At 72.2% G+C, this 17335-nt stretch carries 16 protein-coding genes; 7 read left to right on the top strand and 9 right to left on the bottom strand.

Annotation, left to right across the window (positions count from 1 at the left end):
• Positions 1 to 3 precede the first annotated feature (3 nt).
• The 3 genes from JKJ07_RS01885 to JKJ07_RS01875 form a co-directional block, all read right to left on the bottom strand.
• The gene (locus tag JKJ07_RS01885) at positions 4 to 225 is read right to left on the bottom strand and encodes a hypothetical protein (RefSeq protein WP_202989391.1); all 222 of its coding nucleotides are present in this window, start codon (positions 223 to 225) and stop codon (positions 4 to 6) included.
• A gap of 94 nt (positions 226 to 319) precedes the next feature.
• The gene (locus JKJ07_RS51555; protein ID WP_202989390.1) at positions 320 to 985 is read right to left on the bottom strand and encodes a FadR/GntR family transcriptional regulator; all 666 of its coding nucleotides are present in this window, start codon (positions 983 to 985) and stop codon (positions 320 to 322) included.
• Positions 975 to 2156 (bottom strand): MFS transporter, encoded by a 1182-nt coding sequence (locus JKJ07_RS01875; RefSeq protein WP_202989389.1) that lies wholly within the window; start codon positions 2154 to 2156, stop codon positions 975 to 977. The genes JKJ07_RS51555 and JKJ07_RS01875 overlap by 11 nt, the downstream gene beginning before the upstream one ends.
• Positions 2157 to 2263: 107 nt before the next feature.
• Between JKJ07_RS01875 and JKJ07_RS01870 the strand changes: the two genes are divergently transcribed.
• Positions 2264 to 2581, top strand: coding sequence for a hypothetical protein (locus JKJ07_RS01870; RefSeq protein ID WP_202989388.1), 318 nt, complete (start codon positions 2264 to 2266; stop codon positions 2579 to 2581).
• Here the strand turns inward: JKJ07_RS01870 and JKJ07_RS01865 are convergent.
• Positions 2575 to 3228: a response regulator gene (locus JKJ07_RS01865; protein WP_202989387.1), complete on the bottom strand. Its 654-nt coding sequence runs from the start codon at positions 3226 to 3228 to the stop codon at positions 2575 to 2577. The genes JKJ07_RS01870 and JKJ07_RS01865 overlap by 7 nt on opposite strands.
• On the bottom strand, positions 3219 to 4139 hold the full coding sequence (locus JKJ07_RS01860; RefSeq protein WP_202989386.1) for a sensor histidine kinase: 921 nt from the start codon (positions 4137 to 4139) through the stop codon (positions 3219 to 3221). Before JKJ07_RS01860 ends, JKJ07_RS01865 begins: the two co-directional genes overlap by 10 nt.
• A 134-nt stretch (positions 4140 to 4273) precedes the next feature.
• Here JKJ07_RS01860 and JKJ07_RS50960 point away from each other — a divergent pair, with 134 nt between their 5' ends.
• A complete protein-coding gene (locus JKJ07_RS50960) occupies positions 4274 to 5071 on the top strand; it encodes a CPBP family intramembrane glutamic endopeptidase (RefSeq protein WP_268919044.1) in 798 nt (265 codons plus the stop codon).
• On the opposite strand, the gene JKJ07_RS01850 is transcribed toward JKJ07_RS50960, so the two are convergent.
• The 3 genes from JKJ07_RS01850 to JKJ07_RS01840 are packed head-to-tail and all read right to left on the bottom strand — an operon-like array spanning position 5058 to position 8952.
• Complete coding sequence (locus tag JKJ07_RS01850; RefSeq protein WP_202989385.1) at positions 5058 to 6428, bottom strand: UTP--glucose-1-phosphate uridylyltransferase; 1371 nt, start codon at positions 6426 to 6428, stop codon at positions 5058 to 5060. The two genes, JKJ07_RS50960 and JKJ07_RS01850, sit on opposite strands and share 14 nt — an antisense overlap.
• A 45-nt stretch (positions 6429 to 6473) precedes the next feature.
• Entirely contained in the window at positions 6474 to 6911 is a 438-nt protein-coding gene (locus JKJ07_RS01845; protein ID WP_202989384.1) for a hypothetical protein, read from the bottom strand.
• Positions 6912 to 6933: 22 nt separating this feature from the next.
• The gene (locus JKJ07_RS01840) at positions 6934 to 8952 is read right to left on the bottom strand and encodes a serine/threonine-protein kinase (protein ID WP_202989383.1); all 2019 of its coding nucleotides are present in this window, start codon (positions 8950 to 8952) and stop codon (positions 6934 to 6936) included.
• Positions 8953 to 9058: 106 nt separating this feature from the next.
• Between JKJ07_RS01840 and JKJ07_RS01835 the strand changes: the two genes are divergently transcribed.
• From JKJ07_RS01835 to JKJ07_RS01820, 4 genes are all read left to right on the top strand, one after another.
• Entirely contained in the window at positions 9059 to 11152 is a 2094-nt protein-coding gene (locus JKJ07_RS01835; protein WP_202989382.1) for a putative bifunctional diguanylate cyclase/phosphodiesterase, read from the top strand.
• A gap of 64 nt (positions 11153 to 11216) precedes the next feature.
• A complete protein-coding gene (locus JKJ07_RS01830; RefSeq protein ID WP_202989381.1) occupies positions 11217 to 13073 on the top strand; it encodes a CocE/NonD family hydrolase in 1857 nt (618 codons plus the stop codon).
• A 168-nt stretch (positions 13074 to 13241) separates the two neighbouring features.
• Entirely contained in the window at positions 13242 to 14180 is a 939-nt protein-coding gene (locus JKJ07_RS01825; RefSeq protein WP_202989380.1) for an NADP-dependent oxidoreductase, read from the top strand.
• Positions 14177 to 14677 (top strand): cupin domain-containing protein, encoded by a 501-nt coding sequence (locus JKJ07_RS01820; protein WP_202989379.1) that lies wholly within the window; start codon positions 14177 to 14179, stop codon positions 14675 to 14677. Before JKJ07_RS01825 ends, JKJ07_RS01820 begins: the two co-directional genes overlap by 4 nt.
• A 161-nt stretch (positions 14678 to 14838) precedes the next feature.
• On the opposite strand, the gene JKJ07_RS01815 is transcribed toward JKJ07_RS01820, so the two are convergent.
• Positions 14839 to 15786 carry a methionyl-tRNA formyltransferase gene (locus JKJ07_RS01815; RefSeq protein ID WP_202989378.1) on the bottom strand — a complete coding sequence of 316 codons (948 nt, stop codon included), beginning with the start codon at positions 15784 to 15786 and terminating at the stop codon, positions 14839 to 14841.
• Positions 15787 to 15977: 191 nt separating this feature from the next.
• Here JKJ07_RS01815 and JKJ07_RS01810 point away from each other — a divergent pair, with 191 nt between their 5' ends.
• Positions 15978 to 17324: a lysine N(6)-hydroxylase/L-ornithine N(5)-oxygenase family protein gene (locus JKJ07_RS01810; protein ID WP_202989377.1), complete on the top strand. Its 1347-nt coding sequence runs from the start codon at positions 15978 to 15980 to the stop codon at positions 17322 to 17324.
• Positions 17325 to 17335 lie beyond the last annotated feature (11 nt).

Raw genomic sequence — 17335 nt, 5'->3', positions numbered from 1 at the left:
GGATCAGAATGATCGGTGACTCACTGTAGATGAACGGTTGAGCTGATCCGTGTCGTGTCCGCCTGCGGGCCCGGCGGAGACGATCTCGCCGAGCACGCCGACCAGGAGGCCGACAAGCAGGCCGGCGAGGATCGCGAGGAGGTGCCGGGCGGGCCGCCGCCGCGTCTTCGGCGCCGGGCTGGGGGTGTCGGCGAAAACGGTGATAGCCGGCTGTGCGGGTTGCATGTCCGTCACTGTGCGGCTACTCGGCGGGAGGGGGAAGGTCCCGTCGGATGATCGGTGGCCGGGTTTGGATGATCGGCCGAGGTTGTCCGGCTCGTCACGACGAGGCTTGGTTGATCATGGGTTGGAGCAGGGTCGACATGACGGTGGCGGCGCGGTCGGGGTCGCCGGTGGTGATGGCCTCGACCAGGTCGGCATGGAGCTGGGCCAGGTCGTCGGTGTCGCCGGCCACGTCGTGCAGTTGGACTTCCTCGAAGACGCCGAGCAGTCCCTCGTAGACGTCTTGGAGCAGCGGGTTGTGGGTGGCGGCGACCACCGCGCGGTGCAGGGCGGAGTCGGCGCGCACCCGCTCGTGCAGGTCGCCCGCGGCCCAGGCGGCCGTGCGCTCGGCGAGCAGCGTGCGCAGGCGATCGGTGTCGGCCGGGGTGCGGCGGGTGGCGGCGATCCGGGCCGAGGCGGCGTCGAGGGCCAGCCGCAACTCCAGGCTGTCGCGCCGGGATGTGACGGCGGCCTGCCGGGTGACCGACGAGCGCAGCTCCGAGGTGGACACCACGAAGGTGCCGCGGCCCTGCTCGCGCCGCAGGATGCCCGCCTGCACCAGCGAGCCGATCGCCTCGCGGACCGTGTTGCGGCCGGCGCCGCTCCACTCGACCAGCTCGGGCTCGGTCGGGATCTTGCTGCCGACCGGCCAGGCGCCGTCGGTGATCTGGGCGCGGAAGAGCTCCGTGACCTGGGTGCCGAGGCCGGCGCGATCAATGGGCACGCTGCAGCCTAACCGGACGGCACGCGGCCCAGCCGGCGCCGAGCGTGATCAGCAGCGTGGCCGCGAGCAGCCAGTAGGTGCCGGTCCAGCCGCCGGTGGCCTGGTGGATCGCGCCCAGGGCGAGCGGGCCCACGCAGCCGATGCCGTAGCCGACGCCCTGCACCAGGCCGGAGAGCCGGGAGGCGCTCTGCGGGTCGGCTGCCCGGGCGCCGATCAGGGTCAGGCAGAGCGGGAAGGTGCTCACCCCGAGGCCGAAGGCGGTGGCCCAGACGAACGCGCCCGCGGCCGGGGCGGCGAGCATGCCCGCATAGCCCACGGCCATCAGGGCCACGCAGACCACGACGATCGGGTACGGGCTGCGCAGGCGCGTCGTCAGCGGGGGCACCACGAAGGCGGCGATCAGGCCGAGCCCGGCGAACCAGGACAGCAGCAGCGCGCTTGCCGTCGTGCTCAGCCCGGCGTCCTCCAGCATGGCCGGGAACCAGGTGACCAGCGTGTAGACGTGCAGGGTGGTCATCGCCATCAGCCCGATCAGGCCGAGCACGAGCGGGTCGCGCCGATCGACGGGCGCGGCCGCCGGGGGTGCGGAAACCGGAGCGGAGCGGGGAACCACGGCGAACCAGAGCACGGCCGCCACCGCGGTCACCACGGCCCAGCCGCCCGCGGCCACCCGCCACCCGTACGCGTGGGTCAGCGGCACGGCGATCAGCGGCGCCGCCAGCTGCCCGACCTGCAGCAACACCATGTACATGGTGCTGACCGTGTGCAGCCGCTCCGGGAAGTGCTGCTTCACGATCGGGATGAGGATGACGTTGCACGCGCCCACCCCGGCGAACGCGATCACGGTGGCGACGATCAGCACCGCCGGCGACCAGGCGACGGCCCGCAGCAGGATGCCGACGGTGGTGGCGGTGACCGCCAGCGCCGCCGCCCGTTCCAGGCCGAGCCGGCGGGCCACGGGCGGGGCGGCGAACGCGGCCACGGCGAAGCAGGCCGTCACGATCGTGCCGATGGCGCCCGTGACCACCGGCCCGAAGCGCAGGTCGGCGCCGGCCTCACCGGTCAGCACGCTGAAACCGGTCACCGCGGTGCGCAGGTTGAGGGCGGTCAGCGCGACGGCGAGCAGGATGCCGCGATGCAGCCGGGGCGGGGCTTGAACGGTCGTGGTCACCCAGCCATCAAATCATGGGATGATGGGATGAATCCAGGGCCGAGAGGCGATGTGATCCGGCTGACCGGGTGACCGGTTCCGGAATGTCCCCGGGCCAGGATGAAGCGGTGACACATCCCTACCAACCAGCGCCGTACGGGTACAACCCCGTGCCGGCCCGCCCGCAGCGCTCGTCCGGCACGGCCGTCGCCCTCGAGATCGTCCTGGGCATCTTCGGGATCTTCGGCGTCGGCAACCTCTACGCCGGCCGGATCGGCACCGGCATCGCGCTCATGGTCAGCTTCTGGGTCCTCTTCTGGATCAACTTCATGCTCACCTTCATCGTCATCGGCTGGTTCACTTACCCGGTGACCTGGATCGTCTTCCTCGTCGTGGGCCCGATCTCGGCCGCCCGGGGCGTCGAGCGCTACAACGCCGGCTACTGATCCGCCCGCAGGTAGGTGAGGACGGCCATCACCCGGCGGTGCACGTCGTCGGTGGGCGGCAGGTCGAGTTTGGCCAGGACGCTGCCGATGTGCTTGCCGACCACGGTGTCGGAGATGTGCAGCCGCAGGGCGATCGCGGTGTTCGAGTGGCCGTCGGCGACCAGCGCCAGCACCTCCCGCTCGCGCGGGGTCAGCCGGCCGATCGGGTCGCGGCGGCGGCGCAGCAACCGGCGGACGACCTCCGGGTCGACGACCGTGCCGCCCGCCGCCACCGTACGCAGGGCCGCCTCGAACTCGCCGAGGTCGGCCACCCGCTCCTTGAGCAGGTAACCCACGCCGCGCCCGGAGCCCGAGTCGAGCAGCCGTGCGGCCAGGCCGGGCTCGACGTACTGGCTGAGCACCACTACCGCCAGCTCCGGGTGGTCCGCCCGCAGCGTGATCGCGGCGCGCAGCCCCTCGTCGCGGAAGCCCGGCGGCATCCGCACGTCGGTCACCACCAGGCCGGGCCGGTGCTCGGCGACCGCGGCGACCAGCCCGGCGGCGTCGCCGACGGTCGCGCACACGGCGAACCCGAACCGGGCCAGCAGCTCGGCCAGTCCCGCGCTGAGCAGCAGCTCGTCCTCGGCCAGGACCGTCCTCACCGGCATGGCAGCACCGCCCGCAGCACGGTCGGGCCGCCGGGCGGGCTGTCCAGCGTGAGCCGGCCGCCGGTGGCGTCGACCCGGTCGGCCAGTCCGGTCAGCCCGCTGCCCCGGCCCGGGTCGGCCCCGCCGCGGCCGTCGTCGCGCACCTCGACCGTCACCGTGCCGTGGTCGAGCCGGGCCGTCACCCGCGCGGCGGTGGCCGCGGCGTGCCGGGCGACGTTCGTGAGGGCCTCGGCGACTACGAAGTAGACGGTCGCCTCGACCCGCTCGGGCAGGCGCTCCGCGACAGCGGCGTCGACCTCGACCGGCACCGGCGACCGGTCGCCCAGGTCGCGCAGCGCGGCCGGCAGCCCCAGATCGGTCAGCACGTGCGGGTGGATGCCGTGCACGAGCTCGCGCAGCTCGACCGAGAGCGCGCGGGCCTGGTCGTGGGCGCGGGCCACGGCGGCGGCGCCCGGCGCGTCCGGCGGCAGGTCGCTGCGGGCGATGCCGAGCTGCAGAGTGATGCCGATCAGCCGCTGCTGGGCGCCGTCGTGCAGGTCGCGTTCGATGCGGCGGCGCTCGGCGTCGAACGCGTCGATCAGCCGGGTGCGCGACCGGGTCACGGCGAGGAACTCGGGCCGCCCGGTGACGAGCCGGCGCACCAGCGCGGTGTGACTGCCGGCCAGCGCCCGCACCACCATCGGGGCGGCCGGGGCCAGCAGCAGCGCGACCAGCGCCCACCCGGCGGCCTGGGGAACCGTGTGGAGGGTGCCGAAGCCGACCGCGATCGGGCCGCTGAGATGCACGAGCAGGGGCGCGGCGAGCACGAAGGCCAGCATCGCCAGCAGCAGGCCGACGGCGCCGTAGGCCAGCGGCAGCACGGTCACCAGCAGGACGGCGTAGAGCACGGCGGGGCCGCGTCGGGCGAACATCCTCCGGACGGTAGGGGCTCGGCGGCGCCGGGCGACAGCATGCTGACCCCCGTACGGAGGTAGGGCTGGCCCCACCCCGCGACTGGTGGCCCGCCGTCATGACGCCGGGCGCCCGCGTTGGTGGCATGGACGGCATGACAAAAGTGATCGATACCCGCCGCCGCGGCTTGCTCGCCTTCCTGGCGCTCGCGTTCGGCATCGCCTGGGGCTGGGAGGTGGTGGCCCACCTGGGGTTCGGCTGGTCCCTGGTCAACCCGCTGGTGCAGGCGCCGGCCGGGGTCGCCCCGGCGGTGGCGGCGCTGGTGGTGCGGCGCTGGGTCACCCGCGAGGGTTTCGCCGACGCCGGGTCCCGCCCCCGGTTCCGCGCCGCCTGGCGGGTCTATCTGCTGGCCTGGCTGGGCCCCCTGGGCGTGGCGGCGGCGGTGGCGGTGGTGGGGGTGGCCGCCGGCCATTGGGACCCGGCGGCGCTGCCGGGAGTCCCCTTCGTGTTGCTGCTCCTAGCGCTGGCGGCGGTCGCGACATTCGCGTTCTGGGGCGAGGAGTTCGGCTGGACCGGCTATTTGCTGGTGCGGGTCTGCCCCGGCCGGCCCCGCCGGGCCGCGATCGTCGCCGGGCTGATCGCCGCGGTGTGGCACTTCCCGCTGGCGTTCCTCGGCTACTCCGAATACCGGCACCTGGCGTACGGGCTGGCCGGCTGGACATTGTGGATCGTCTGCCAGGAGGTGCTGCTCGCCTGGTTGCGCGCCCGCAGCGGCAGCGTCTGGCCGGCCTGCCTGGCCCACGCGGGCAACAACGTCGTGCTGGTCCCGCTGAGCACCGCCCTGCTGTCGGGTGGCTTCGGCGTCGAGACGCAGCAGCTCCTGATCGTCGTGGTGCTGGCCGGCCTCGCGGCCGGCCCGCTCCTGAGAGAAAAGGTGACTACGGCAGTGTGACGCCGTCCTCGATGTGCCGCGGGCCGGTCACCGCGGCCTCGCCGGTCACGACCACGTTGGCGCCGAAGGTGACGTCGCCGTCGACCCGCAGGCGGGTGGCCCCGCGCAGCGACGGCGGGCCGGCCGGGAACCGCTTCTCGAACTCGGGCATCAGGCGGTAGTGCTTCGGGTCGAGCGTCACGACCGGGCCGGGCCCGTCGTACGTCGGGACCATCCGGCCGTCCCCGGTCAGCTCGTACGCGTCCGAGCGCACCACGAGCAGGTCGTCGGTGGTCTTGACGGGGGCGAACCGGGTGCGCGGCACCAGCACGGGCTGCGCCCCGGGGATCGACCCGATCGCCGCGCCCATCGCCGTCTCGAGCTGGATCACCGGCGTACTGGAAGGGTCTTTGGGGTCGACGGTCTTGCGGTTGACGATGAGCGGGAGCGCCGGCGCCGCCGGGTCGGCCGCCTGCAGGTCGTGCAGCGCGCGCAGGTCGATCCACAGGTTGTTGGTGTTGTAGTAGCGCCAGCGCTCGACGTCGCCGAACGAGTCGTCGCCCTCGGGCACCTGGGCGGTCTCGCGCACCACGACCCGGCCGTCGTGCCGAGCCAGATGCCCGCCCTTGCGATCGGCGGGGGTGCCGCGGACGGCCTCCATCGCGAACGGGATCTCGTTGGCCGCGACCCAGGCCGCGACCCGGACGTCGACGGTGGCCCCGAGGTTGTCCGAGTTCGACACGAAGCACCAGCGCAGGCCGGCGTCGAGCAGCCGGTCGAGGGTGCCCGAGGCGGCCAGCGCGGTGTAGAGGTCGCCGTGGCCGGGCGGGCACCACTCCAGCTCGGGGTCGGCCGGCCACTCCACCGGCCGGCGGTCGTCGGCGCGCAGCTTGGGCTCGCGGCCCTGCAGGAAGTCGCGCGGGGTGTCCTGCTCGCGCAGCTCGTCGTAGCGGTCGAGCACGGCCAGCGACGGCCCGCGGGTGGCGGCCGAATTCATCAGCAACAGCGGCAGCCGTACGCCGTAGCGCCGCCGGACGGCCAGCACCTGCTGGGCCACGACGTCGAGGAAGCTCGTGTCCGGCTTGACCTCGAGCAGCGACTTCGGCCCGGTCAGGCCCATGCTGGTGCCGAGCCCGCCGTTGAGCTTGACCACCACCAGCTGGTCGAGGAGCTCGCGGGCCCGCTCGGCCGGCGGCTCGGGCAGCTGCTCGAGCTCGGCCACGTCGCGCAGCGGCTCCAGCTCGCTGCCCGGAAGCACGCCGGCTTGCGGCTCGTCGAGCTGCTCGAGGCGCCGGCGCAGCGTGGCCAGCTCGGCCGGGTGCGCCCCGCCCTGCTCGGCCTTGGCCAGCGTCGCCTGGACATAACCCCGTGGGTCCACGTCGTTTCCCTTTTTCGCCGGTTACGTGAGGATTGTTACTCTACGTCAACGCCGGGCGGCGAGGGCCACGAGGAACTGGCCGCCGCCCGCATCGACGGTCGCGGTCACCGGCAGGCCGGGCGTCAGCCGGGAGAACCGGTCGACCAGCCAGTCCGCCGCCTCCTGCGCGTCCTGCCGGCGCGGGCAGCGGGCGACCAGCTCGCGCCCGCCCTTGCGCTCGAGCCGCTCGGCCACGGTGATCAGCGGGGCCGGCTCGATGACGTTGAGCCGGTCGGGCCAGGCGATGACGACCTTGACCGCGCCCTTGCGGGTGTTGCAGGCCCGGTGCGCGAGCCGCTCCGCGATCTTGGCCTTGCGGTCGGCCGTACGGGCGTCGACGCTGGGCCCGCGCGGGTCGTTGACCGACTTGCCTGCGTCGACCGGCTCGTCGCACACCCAGCAGCGCCAGCCGTCGCGCTCGCCCACGTCTTCGAGGGAACTCATGGGGAGAAACCTATCGTCCCGCTCAGGGCGTGTAGACGACGGCCATCCGGGTGATCACGCCGTCCTGGGTGTTCACCGCGACCATGGCCTGCTTGTTGGCCGCGGCCCACTCGGCGAACTGCTTCGCGCTCATCGGGACGGTGCCGCCCTCCTCGGGCGCCTCGAATGTGGGTTGGCCGTCAGCAGCCTCCCACGTGAAGTATTCGGCGTTGGGGGCGATCGGCACGGCGGCCTTGGTGCGGCTGTCCTCGGTGACGTACGCCTCGTGAATGCACCGGCCGTCCGTAGGCGGGACCTTGAACGTGCGGCAGTACGCCTCGCCGGTCATGAAGAGCATCGGCTCCACGACTGCTGAGGCGTTCTTGACGTCGTACGAGTGCAGCTTGACCACCGACCGGACGCTGCCCCGGGTGAGGTCGGCGAAGCGAGGCCTGGGCCCGGTCGACGTGGCCGACGGGGAGGGGGAAGCGATCGACACCACCGAAGCCCCGGTGAACGCGGCCCGGGCGTCGCCGCCGATGATGTCGTCGAGGGCGCCGAACGTCACCCGGCCCGCGGACGGCAGGGCCTTGCCGAACTGCTTGGTCAACCGGGCCGCGCCGTCCACCGAGACGGTCGCCTGGCTGCCGCGCACGACGATCTCCACCTGCCGTACGTCTCCCAGCTCGGCCTCGGGCACGTCGGCCTGCTCCTCGCCGATGACGCCGTCCTTGGTGTCGATCCCCAGCCGAACCTCGGACTCGCAGAGCGACACGAGCGCGGCGTTCGTCCCGGACTTGCGGAACCAGATCTCCGCGCACGAGCCCGAGGTGAGGATCGCCGCGCCGACCCGGACGGCCTGGTCCTTCGCGAACGAGTCGGCCGGCCCGGGACAGGCGAAGATCGAGGCCATCCCGGTGCTGGCCTCGAAGCGCTCGTTGTCGAAGACGCAGCGGCCCTCGGCTTCGTAGAGCGACTCCTGCCACTGGCCGGGCCGGTCCAGGCCGTCGACCAGGGCCGGGCCGCCCTCGTTGCGCTGCCAGGCCGGCGCGCTCACCGCCGGCTCGGGGGTCGCGGCCCGCGACGTCCCGTCCGGCGCGTCGGCGATGTAGAGACCGGCCGCGGCCAGCACCAGCGCGGCCGCGCCGGCCACGAGGGCCCGGCGCGGCAGCCTACGACGTCGCTTCCTCCGCGCGGCCGCGGCCGCCTTGAGCACCTCGGGGCGGATCAGCTCCGTCTTGTCGCTGGTGTCCAGGTCGAGCAGCAGCTGCAGCAGCTCCGGCGCGGTGGGCCGCTCGGCCGGGTTCTTGGCCAAGGCGCGGGCGACCACGCTCTTCAGGGGCTCGGGCACCCCGGTCAGGTCGGGCGGCTGCGTCAGGATGCGGGCCGCGGTGGCGGTGGGGGAGTCGGCCCGGAACGGGGTGCGCCCGGTGGCGGCGTACGTGACGACCGCGCCCCACGCGAACACGTCGGCGGCCGGCCCGACCTCACCGAAGTGCTCGTTGTCGATGCTCTCGGGCGCCATGTAGGCGACCGTGCCCACCATCTGATCCGTACGGGTGTGCTTGCTGGTCGCCTCGAACGCGCGGGCGATGCCGAAGTCGATGACCTTGGGCGTGCCCGGCGGCAGCAGCACGTTGCTCGGCTTGAGGTCGCGGTGGATCACCGCCGCGCCGTGGATCGCGGCCAGCGCCGTGGCCACCCCGACGGCCACGCTGTGCAGGCTGCCCCCGCTCAGCGGGCCGCGGGCGATCACCTCGCTCAGGCTCGGCCCGTCCACGTATTCGACCACCAGGTAGGGCGTGGGGTGATCGGGGTCGGCGTCGAGCACCTCGGCCGTGCAGAACGGCGGCACCTGGCGGGCCCGGTTGACCTCGCTGCGGAACCGGGCGCGGAACTCGGTGTCGGGCGCCAGCTCGGGCCGGATCATCTTGACCGCGACCAGCCGGCCGTCCGCGCGCTCGCCGAGATAGACCGCGCCCATCCCGCCCTGGCCGAGCCGCCCGAGCAGCCGGTAGCCGCCCAGTTCGGCCGGATCGCCCGGAAGGAGGGGATCAGTCACGCGCAGGACGATACAACGTTCCTCGATGCCGGCCGCCCGCGGAATCTTCAAGTTTTGAAGTTCCGGGCCGATTGGCACAACTATGGTCGTCCTCTACAGCTGCGCGATGATGCTGGTCACGGTGGCCGGCGTGGCGCTGCACGCAGTCACGGCGTGGCGCGGCCGCGGCGTGACCCGCCTGGTGTGGGCGACGACCGCCACCGGCCTGGCCTGCTGGGCGTTCGCCGAGATCTCGGTGGGCGTGCCCGCGCTGCGCGACGGCGTGGCCCCCGGACGCGGCACGATCGCCACGATCCTCAACCTGGGCTCGCTGGTGCTGGCGGTCGTGGCGATGCTGAGCATCCCGACCGCGCCCCGCACGGCCGTCGGCAAGATGCGGATGGGGCTGGACGGCATCGTCGCCGCCAGCGCCCTGCTCGGCACGGCCTGGACGCTGGTGCTGGCCCCGATGATCCAGGTGTCGGGGTCCTTCTCCAACGCGCTGGTCGACCTGGCCTATCCGATCGCCGCCGTCGCCCTGCTCGCCATCTCGCTCGTGCAGCTGGCCGGTCAGCCGCTGCGCCGGGCCACCGCGCTCACCGCGATCAGCGGCGGCATCGTCGTGCTCACCGTCACCCTGCTCGTCGAGGTGGTCGGCCAGGTGCTGGGGCAGGGCTGGCTGCGGCCCTGGGTGCTCGGCGGCTACGTCGCGGCCGCGGTGCTGATGAGCATCGCGCCGCTCGCGCCCCTGCCGGCCCCGGCCGCGCCGACCGCCTCCAGCCCGGTGCTGCCCTACGTGCCGGTTGTGGGTTACGTCGCCGTGGTGGCGGTGCAGGCGGCGGGCGGGCGCGCGCTCGACCCGGAGGTGGTGTGGGCCGCCCTGCTGATGGTCGGGGCCGTGCTGGGCCGGCAGTTCCTCGCCCTGCGGGCCAACGCCGCGCTCTCCCGCGACCTGGCCGCGGAGCGTGAGCGCTACGCCCACGAGGCCGCGCACGACTCGCTGACCGGCCTGGCCAACCGGGCCGGCCTGCAGAGCGCCCTGGCCACCGTACGCCCGGGGGCCGCGCTCCTGCTGATCGACCTCGACGACTTCAAGATCGTCAACGACACGCTGGGTCACGGCGCGGGCGATGACCTGCTGCGCCTGACCGCCGACCGGATCCGCCAGGTCACCGCCGCCCACGGTGACAACGCCCTGCCCGTACGGCTGGGCGGCGACGAATTCGCGGTGCTGCTGCGTCGTGGCGGCGCCGAGCTGGGCCGTGACGTGGCGACCGGAATCGTGGACCGCCTGGGCGAGCCGACGACGCTGCACGGCCGCCGGACCGCGGTGCGCGCCAGCATCGGGGTGGCCGCGGCCGGACCCGGAGCCGACGCGCAGAGCCTGCTGCGCGACGCCGACATCGCGCTCTATCAGGCCAAGGATCTCGACAAGGGCGGCTGGCGGCCGTACGACGAGCAGCTCGACACGGCCATCCGGCGGCGGCGGGCCCTGCGCGACGAGCTCGCCCACGCGATCCGGGCCGGCGAGCAGCTGCACCTGGTCTATCAGCCCATCGTCGATCTGCGCGGCGGTGGGCCGGTCGGCGTCGAGGCCCTGGTGCGCTGGCGGCGGCCCGGCCACGGGACGGTCCCGCCCGACGACTTCCTGCCGGTGGCCCGCGAGGCCGGGTTGATGCGCGCGCTCGATCGCTGGGTGCTCACGGCCGCGCTCGCCGCCACCCCGGGGACGAACGTGCACGTCAACGTCTCGGCCGAATACCTGGCCGGCGGGACGCTGCCCGGCGACGTCGCGCGGGCCCTGGCCGAGACCGGCCGGCCGCCGTCGGCGCTCACGCTGGAGGTGACCGAGACCGCGCTGATCGGCAACCTCGACGTCGCCGCGCGCCTGCTGCAGAGCGTGCGGGACCTCGGCGTACGGGTGGCTCTGGACGACTTCGGCGTCGGCTACTCCTCGCTGACCTACCTGCGCCGCCTCCCCGTCGACGGCATCAAGATCGACCGGTCGTTCGTCGCGGAGCTGCACCGCGACCCGGAGGCCACCGTGCTGGTCCGTACGATCATGACGCTGATCGGCGGGCTCGGGCTGGACTGCGTGGCCGAGGGCGTCGAGACCGAGGAGCAGGCCGCCGTGCTGCGCGAGCTGGGCTGCCACCAGGCCCAGGGCTACCTCTACGGCCGCCCGGCGCCGATGCTGTCAAACGCTGTGGCCCGTTTGTGACGTCCTAGACCGATCGGGGTCGATGGCTTGACTGTGCCCCGACGGCACACCTTTCACTCGGCTCGTGAAGACACTGCGCATGACGACGCATTCGGCCGTCGCCGTCGTGGCGGCGGCCGCCCTGACCGGGGCGTTCCTGACCGTGAGCGCGGCCGATGCCGGCGCCGCACCGGCCGTGGCCACCGCGACCAAAGCGGTCACCCACCAGCAGAACGAGCGCGTGCCCGAGGGCGCCTCCTGGACCCAGCACTACTTCCCGTCGTCGGACGGCTCGGACACCGAGCTGCACGCCGACGTGCTGCTGCCCGAGGGGCTGGCCGCGGGGGAGAAGGTGCCGGTGATCCTCTCCATCGGCCCGTATTTCGGGCACTCGGGCCAGAAGTCGAAGGAGGACTGGAAGCACGCCGGGCCGTCCGCCCGCTTCTCCGACCTGTTCACCGAGGGCGGGCTGTTCAAGAAGAAGTACGCCTTCGTGATGGTCGACTCGCGCGGCTTCGGCGGCTCCAGCGGCTGTATCGACTTCGCCGGGCCGGACGAGCAGGCCGACGTGCGGGCGGCGATCGACTGGGCCGCGAGCCGGTCCTGGTCGACCGGGGCGGTGGGCATGTACGGCAAGTCGTACGACGCCCTGACCGGACTGATCGGCAACAACCTGAACCAGGACGCGCTCAAGGCGGTCGTGGCGCAGGAGCCGGTCTGGGACCCGTACCGCAATCCGCACTCCAACGGCATCCAGCGGCTCAACATGTTCCTGGTGCCCAGTACCTACAGCAGCATCGCCGCGCTGCCGCAGCTGCCCGACGACGACGCGAAGTACAAGGCGAACGCCGCCTACGAGGCCAGCCACCCGTACTGCTTGGACGCCTACACGGCCGGCTATCTCGAGAACGACCAGCGATCGCCGCACTGGCGGGCCCGTGACGTGCCGGCGCAGGCCAAGGGCAGCGACACGCCGCTGTTCTTCACCCAGGGCTTCATCGAGGACAACACCAAGCCCGAGGACATGCAGGAGTATCTGGCCAACCACCGGGGGCCGAAGCGGGCGTGGATGGGGCAGTGGGACCACGTACGGGGAAATGACCGCGACAAGGAGGGGCGGCTCAAGATGGGCCGGGCCGGCTGGTTCGCCGAGGTGTTCGCGTTCTACGACGAGCACCTCAAGGGCATCGCGCCGACGGCGAAGTATCCGGCGTTCGCGGTGCAGGACAGCACCGGCAAGTGGCGCGCCCAGCAGCAGTGGCCGGTGACCAGCCGGGACGTCACCGTGTCGCTGGGCCGGGGCGCCTACCTCGAGGACGGCGGCGCCGACGCGTACGCCGCGCTGGCCGAGGCCGGGCTGCCCGTTCCGCCGCCGCCCGCGCCGGACCCCGACAACCCGAGCGAGGCCAGCGCCGGCGGGCTCGAGCCGGTCATCCCCAAGGAGCTGGCGGCGTTGCAGGTCAAGCGCGCCCAGCAGGGCCGCGTCACCTCGGCGCTGTACAAGTTCTCGCAACCCGTCGCCAAGGCCACCCGCCTGACCGGTACGCCGCGGGTCTCGCTGGACGCCCGGGGGAGCGGCAACATGATGGTCAAGCTGTACGACGTCGCCCCCGGCGGCAAGGCCGTGATCATCAACGAGAACGTGTCGCTGCTGTCCCGCGGCCGCACGACCTTCGATCTCAAGTCGACCGACTGGACCCTGGCCCCCGGGCACGTGCTGGGGGTCGAGATCGGGGCCGTGCAGACCGGTTCCTGGTACGACCTGCCGTCGCGAGACACGGTCCGGGTCGCCGACGCCCGGCTGCGGCTGGCCCTCGGCGACCCGGCCCGCGACGTGGCCACCCAGGGCGACCCGTCGCTGTTCATGGCCACCTATCTACAGCGCCACCAGGTCAACCTGACCGCCCAGCGCCCGTCGTTCACCCTGCCCGCCGCGCGCTGATCCGCATCCACGGACGAGTTGTCCCTGGATAAGTACGGCCTTCACCCCGTCTCCCACTGCCGCGATGGTTGATTCCGTTGAGGCGGTGCTCACAAAGGGTTGCTACGAACTCGAAGCAAAGTATGCTTCGAGTTCGTAGCAACCGATGGGGAAAGAAGAGGGATCACGATGAAGGCAGTGCGTTTCCACGAGTACGGCGACCCGTCCGTCCTGCGGTACGAGGACGTCGAGCAACCCGTCCCCGGCGCCGGTCAGGTGCGGATCCGGGTCGCGGCCACGTCGTTCAACGGAGTCGACGGCAACATCCGCGGCGGCTTCATGCAGGGGCCGATCCCGGTGACGCTGCCGCACACGCCCGGCATCGACGTGTCGGGCACGGTCGACGCGCTCGGTGACGGCGTCGAGGGCCTGGCGATCGGTGACCAGGTGATCGGCTTCCCGCCCATGAACGGCGCCGGCGCGTCCGCCGAATACGTGCTGGCCCCGGCCGAGACCCTGACCGCCGCGCCCACGAGCATCCCCCTGACCGACGCGGCCGCCCTGCCGACGGTCGGGCTGACCGCCTGGCAGGCCCTGTTCGAGCACGCCGGCCTGGAGAAGGGGCAGCGGGTGCTGATCAACGGGGCCGGGGGCGCGGTGGGCGACTACGCGGTGCAGCTGGCCAAGCAGGCCGGGGCGTACGTGATCGGGGTGGCCGGTGCCCGCAGCGCCGAGCGGGTCCGGACGGCGGGCGCCGACGAGGTGCTTGGGCACGGCGAGGCCGACGGGATCGCGGCGGTCGACGTAGTGCTCAACCTGGCCCCGATCGCCCCGGAGCAGCTGGCCGCGCTGGTCACCCTGATCCGCGACGGCGGCGTGCTGGTCAACACCGCGGTGTGGATGCCCGCCCCGAGCGACGAGGTCCGCGGCGTACGGGGAATCAACATGTTCGTCCGCAGCGACGCCGAGCAGCTGGCTCACCTGGTCTCGCTGATCGACCAGGGTGACCTGCGGGTCGAGGTGGCCCAGCGGGTGCCCCTGGCCGAGCTGCCCGCCGTGCACGCCGCGGCCGCCGAGGGCACGCTGCCCAGTGGCAAGGTCGTCGTCACGGTCGAGGTCGTCGCATGATTCCCGACGACGATCCGTCCCGGTCGCTGACCGTCGCCAACCCCGACGACCCCGCCACGACGTACATCTCGCTGGTCGGCAACACGTACGCGATGCTGATCACCGGCGAGCAGACGAACGGCCAGTACTGCCTGATCGACATGCGCGTGCCCGACGGCGGCGGCCCGCCCCCGCACCGGCACGACTTCGAGGAGATGTTCACGCTCCTCGAAGGAGAGATCGAGTTCATGTTCCGGGGCGAGAAGCACACCGTACGGGCGGGGTCGACGATCAACATCCCGGCCAACGCGCCGCACAACTTCCGCAACGTCTCCGGCGCGCCGGCCCGGATGCTCTGCATGTGCACCCCGGCCGGCCAGGACGAGTACTTCCTGCGCATCGGTGACGTCATCGCCGGCGCGGACGCCCCGCCCCCGCAGCTGTCGCAGGACGAGCTGCTGGAACGGCGACGCCGCGCGGCCGAACTCGCCGCGGACTATCGCAGCGAGTTCATCTAGGCCCTGTTTCGTGGTGGGGGTGGGAGCGAGGCCGGGTCCAGATTTCGTCTGGTGGTGGCCCGGGGAAGCCTGGCTCCCGGTGTTGGAACCTGGCTTTCCCGGGACGCCGCCAGGCGGGATCTGGGCCCTGCCGCAGCCCCGCCCCCACTGCGAAACAGGGCCTAGGCCTGGTTCGTGAGATAGCCGCCCATCGACGTGAAGTAGTCGTGGGCGGCCAGCTCGTGGCCGTCGTCGGTGCGGACGCGAGTGACCAGCAGGGCGTGGTTGCGGCCGTGGCGGGCGTCGGCCCCGGCCACGATCGCGACGCCGTCGCCCTCGCGATAGAAGATGCGGCCGGGCGTCCCGCCGTAGATGCCGGTCGAGACCTCCGCCGCGACGATCTCCAGCCGGCGGCCGCGGTGGAACGTGTACGCGCTCGGGTAGGGCTCGCACTGGGCCCGGACGAGCCGGTCGAGATCCTCCGCGGGCCAGCCCCAGTCGATGCGGCAGTCCTCGTCGGCCCGCTTGTGGAAGAAGCTGGCCTTCGACCTGTCCTGCTTGACCCAGTCGGTGCGGCCCGAGGCGATCAGCGCCAGGCCGTCCACGGTGATCGGCCCGAACAGCTCGAGCGTGCGGTGGAAGAGATCGGTCGTCGTGTCCCGGGGGCCGACCGGCACCGCGCGCTGCAGCACGATGTCGCCCGCGTCGAGCGTCTCGTCCATCATGTGCGCGGTCACGCCGACCTCCTTCTCCCCGTTGATCAAAGCCCAGATCAACGGCGAGAAGCCCGCGTACGCCGGCAGCAGCGAGTCGTGCACGTTGAGCGTGCCCAGCCGGGGCAGGTTGAAGATGCTCGGCGGGATCCACGTGCGCCAGTTGGTGGCCACGATGACGTCCGGATCGGCCGCCTTGAGCGCCTGGAGCAGCTCGTCGTCGTCGGGCCGGTTGCGCAGGATCACCGGCACGTCGCGCTTCTCGGCGAGATCGGCGACGGAGTCGTCCCAGATCTTCTCGTACGCGTGGTCGCTCTTGGGGTGGGTGACGACCAGCGTCACCTCGTGTTCGGAGTCGAGCAGCGCCTGCAGGGTGCGGTGCCCCCAGGTCTGATATCCGAACATTGTGACCCGCATGGGCGATGTCCTCCTCGTAGCCACGGTCCCTGATGGACGGCGTGCGGCCGGGTGTTCACGATCGATGGCGATCGTACTATAGTTAGCCTTGCCTAACTAAGGCACGCAGGGTGTTCAAGTGGATACACCCGGCTCGAAGTGGTATCCGTTTCCGCGCCCCGGGCATGCCCGGCCCACGTGATGGGACACGTATGTCAGAGGAACCTTTCGACGGCGACCGGTCGATTCACGATCTGGTCGGCGTCGGGTTCGGTCCGTCCAATCTGGCTCTGGCGATCGCGATCGCCGAACACAATGCGGAGCTTCCGCCGACGCCGGGAACGCGCCCGGCGACCGCGGCCTTCGTGGAGCGCCAACGGGGATTCGGCTGGCATCGGGGGATGCTGCTCGAGGATGCGACGATGCAGGTCTCGTTCCTCAAGGACCTGGTCACGCTGCGCAATCCGAAGAGTGACTTCAGCTTTCTGTGTTACCTGCAGAGCCGGGACCGTCTGATCGATTTCATCAATCAGAAGAACTTCTTCCCGTCCCGCATGGAGTTCCACGACTATCTGCAGTGGGCGGCCGAGCTCGTCGACGGCGATGTCACGTACGGCCGCGAGGTGGTCGAGATCCGCCCGGTGCTGCGCGACGGCGAGGTCGCCTGGTTCGACGTGGTCTCGGCCGACGTCACCGGCGACGCCGGGCCGCTGGTGCACCGGGCCCGCAACCTGGTGCTGGGCACCGGCCTGACGCCGCGGCTGCCCGACGGGGTGACCGCCGACGACCGCATCTGGCACACCCGCGATCTGCTGCCCAAGGCCGAGCGGCTCAAGGTCGAGGCGCCCTCGGCGAAGCGCTTTGTCGTGGTCGGCGCCGGCCAGAGCGCGGCCGAGGCCGTCGACTATCTGCACCGCGAGTTCCCGCAGGCCGAGGTCAACGCGGTGATCACCCGCTACGGCTACAGCCCGGCCGACGACAGCGCCTTCGCCAACCGCATCTTCGACCCCGCCGCCGTGGACGACTACTTCGCGGCGCCGGCGCAGGTCAAGCAGATGATGCTCGACTATCACGGCAACACCAACTATTCGGTGGTCGACCAGGAGCTGATCGAGGACCTGTCCCGCCGGGTCTATCAGGAGAAGGTGCGCGGCGAGGAGCGGCTGCGGCTGCTCAACGTGTCCAAGGTGACCGAGGCCGTCCGCCTGGGCGACAAGGTGCAGACGGTGGTCGAATCGATGATCAGCGGCGAGCGGCAGGTGCTGGAGGCCGACGCCGTGGTGTTCGCCACCGGCTACCGCCAGCCCGACCCGGCCGCGCTGCTCGGTGACTTCGCCGCGGAGTGCCGGCGCGACGAGGCCGGGCAGGTGGTGGTCGCCCGCGACTATCGGATCGACCTCGGGCCCCGGGTGCGGGCCGGCGTCTATCTGCAGGGCGGGACGGAGCACACCCACGGCATCTCGTCGTCGCTGCTGTCCAACACGTCGGTGCGCTCGGCCGAGATCCTGGCCTCGGTGGTCGCCAACGCGGAGGTCCGTCACCCGTCATTCATCGGCTGACGAGCTTTTGT

Source organism: Paractinoplanes lichenicola (genome assembly GCF_016785085.1).
In the GTDB taxonomy this organism is placed as follows: Bacteria; Actinomycetota; Actinomycetes; order Mycobacteriales; family Micromonosporaceae; genus Actinoplanes; species Actinoplanes lichenicola.
The sequence above is the reverse complement of the archived record's forward strand: the minus strand, read 5'-3'. Positions and strand labels throughout refer to the sequence as shown.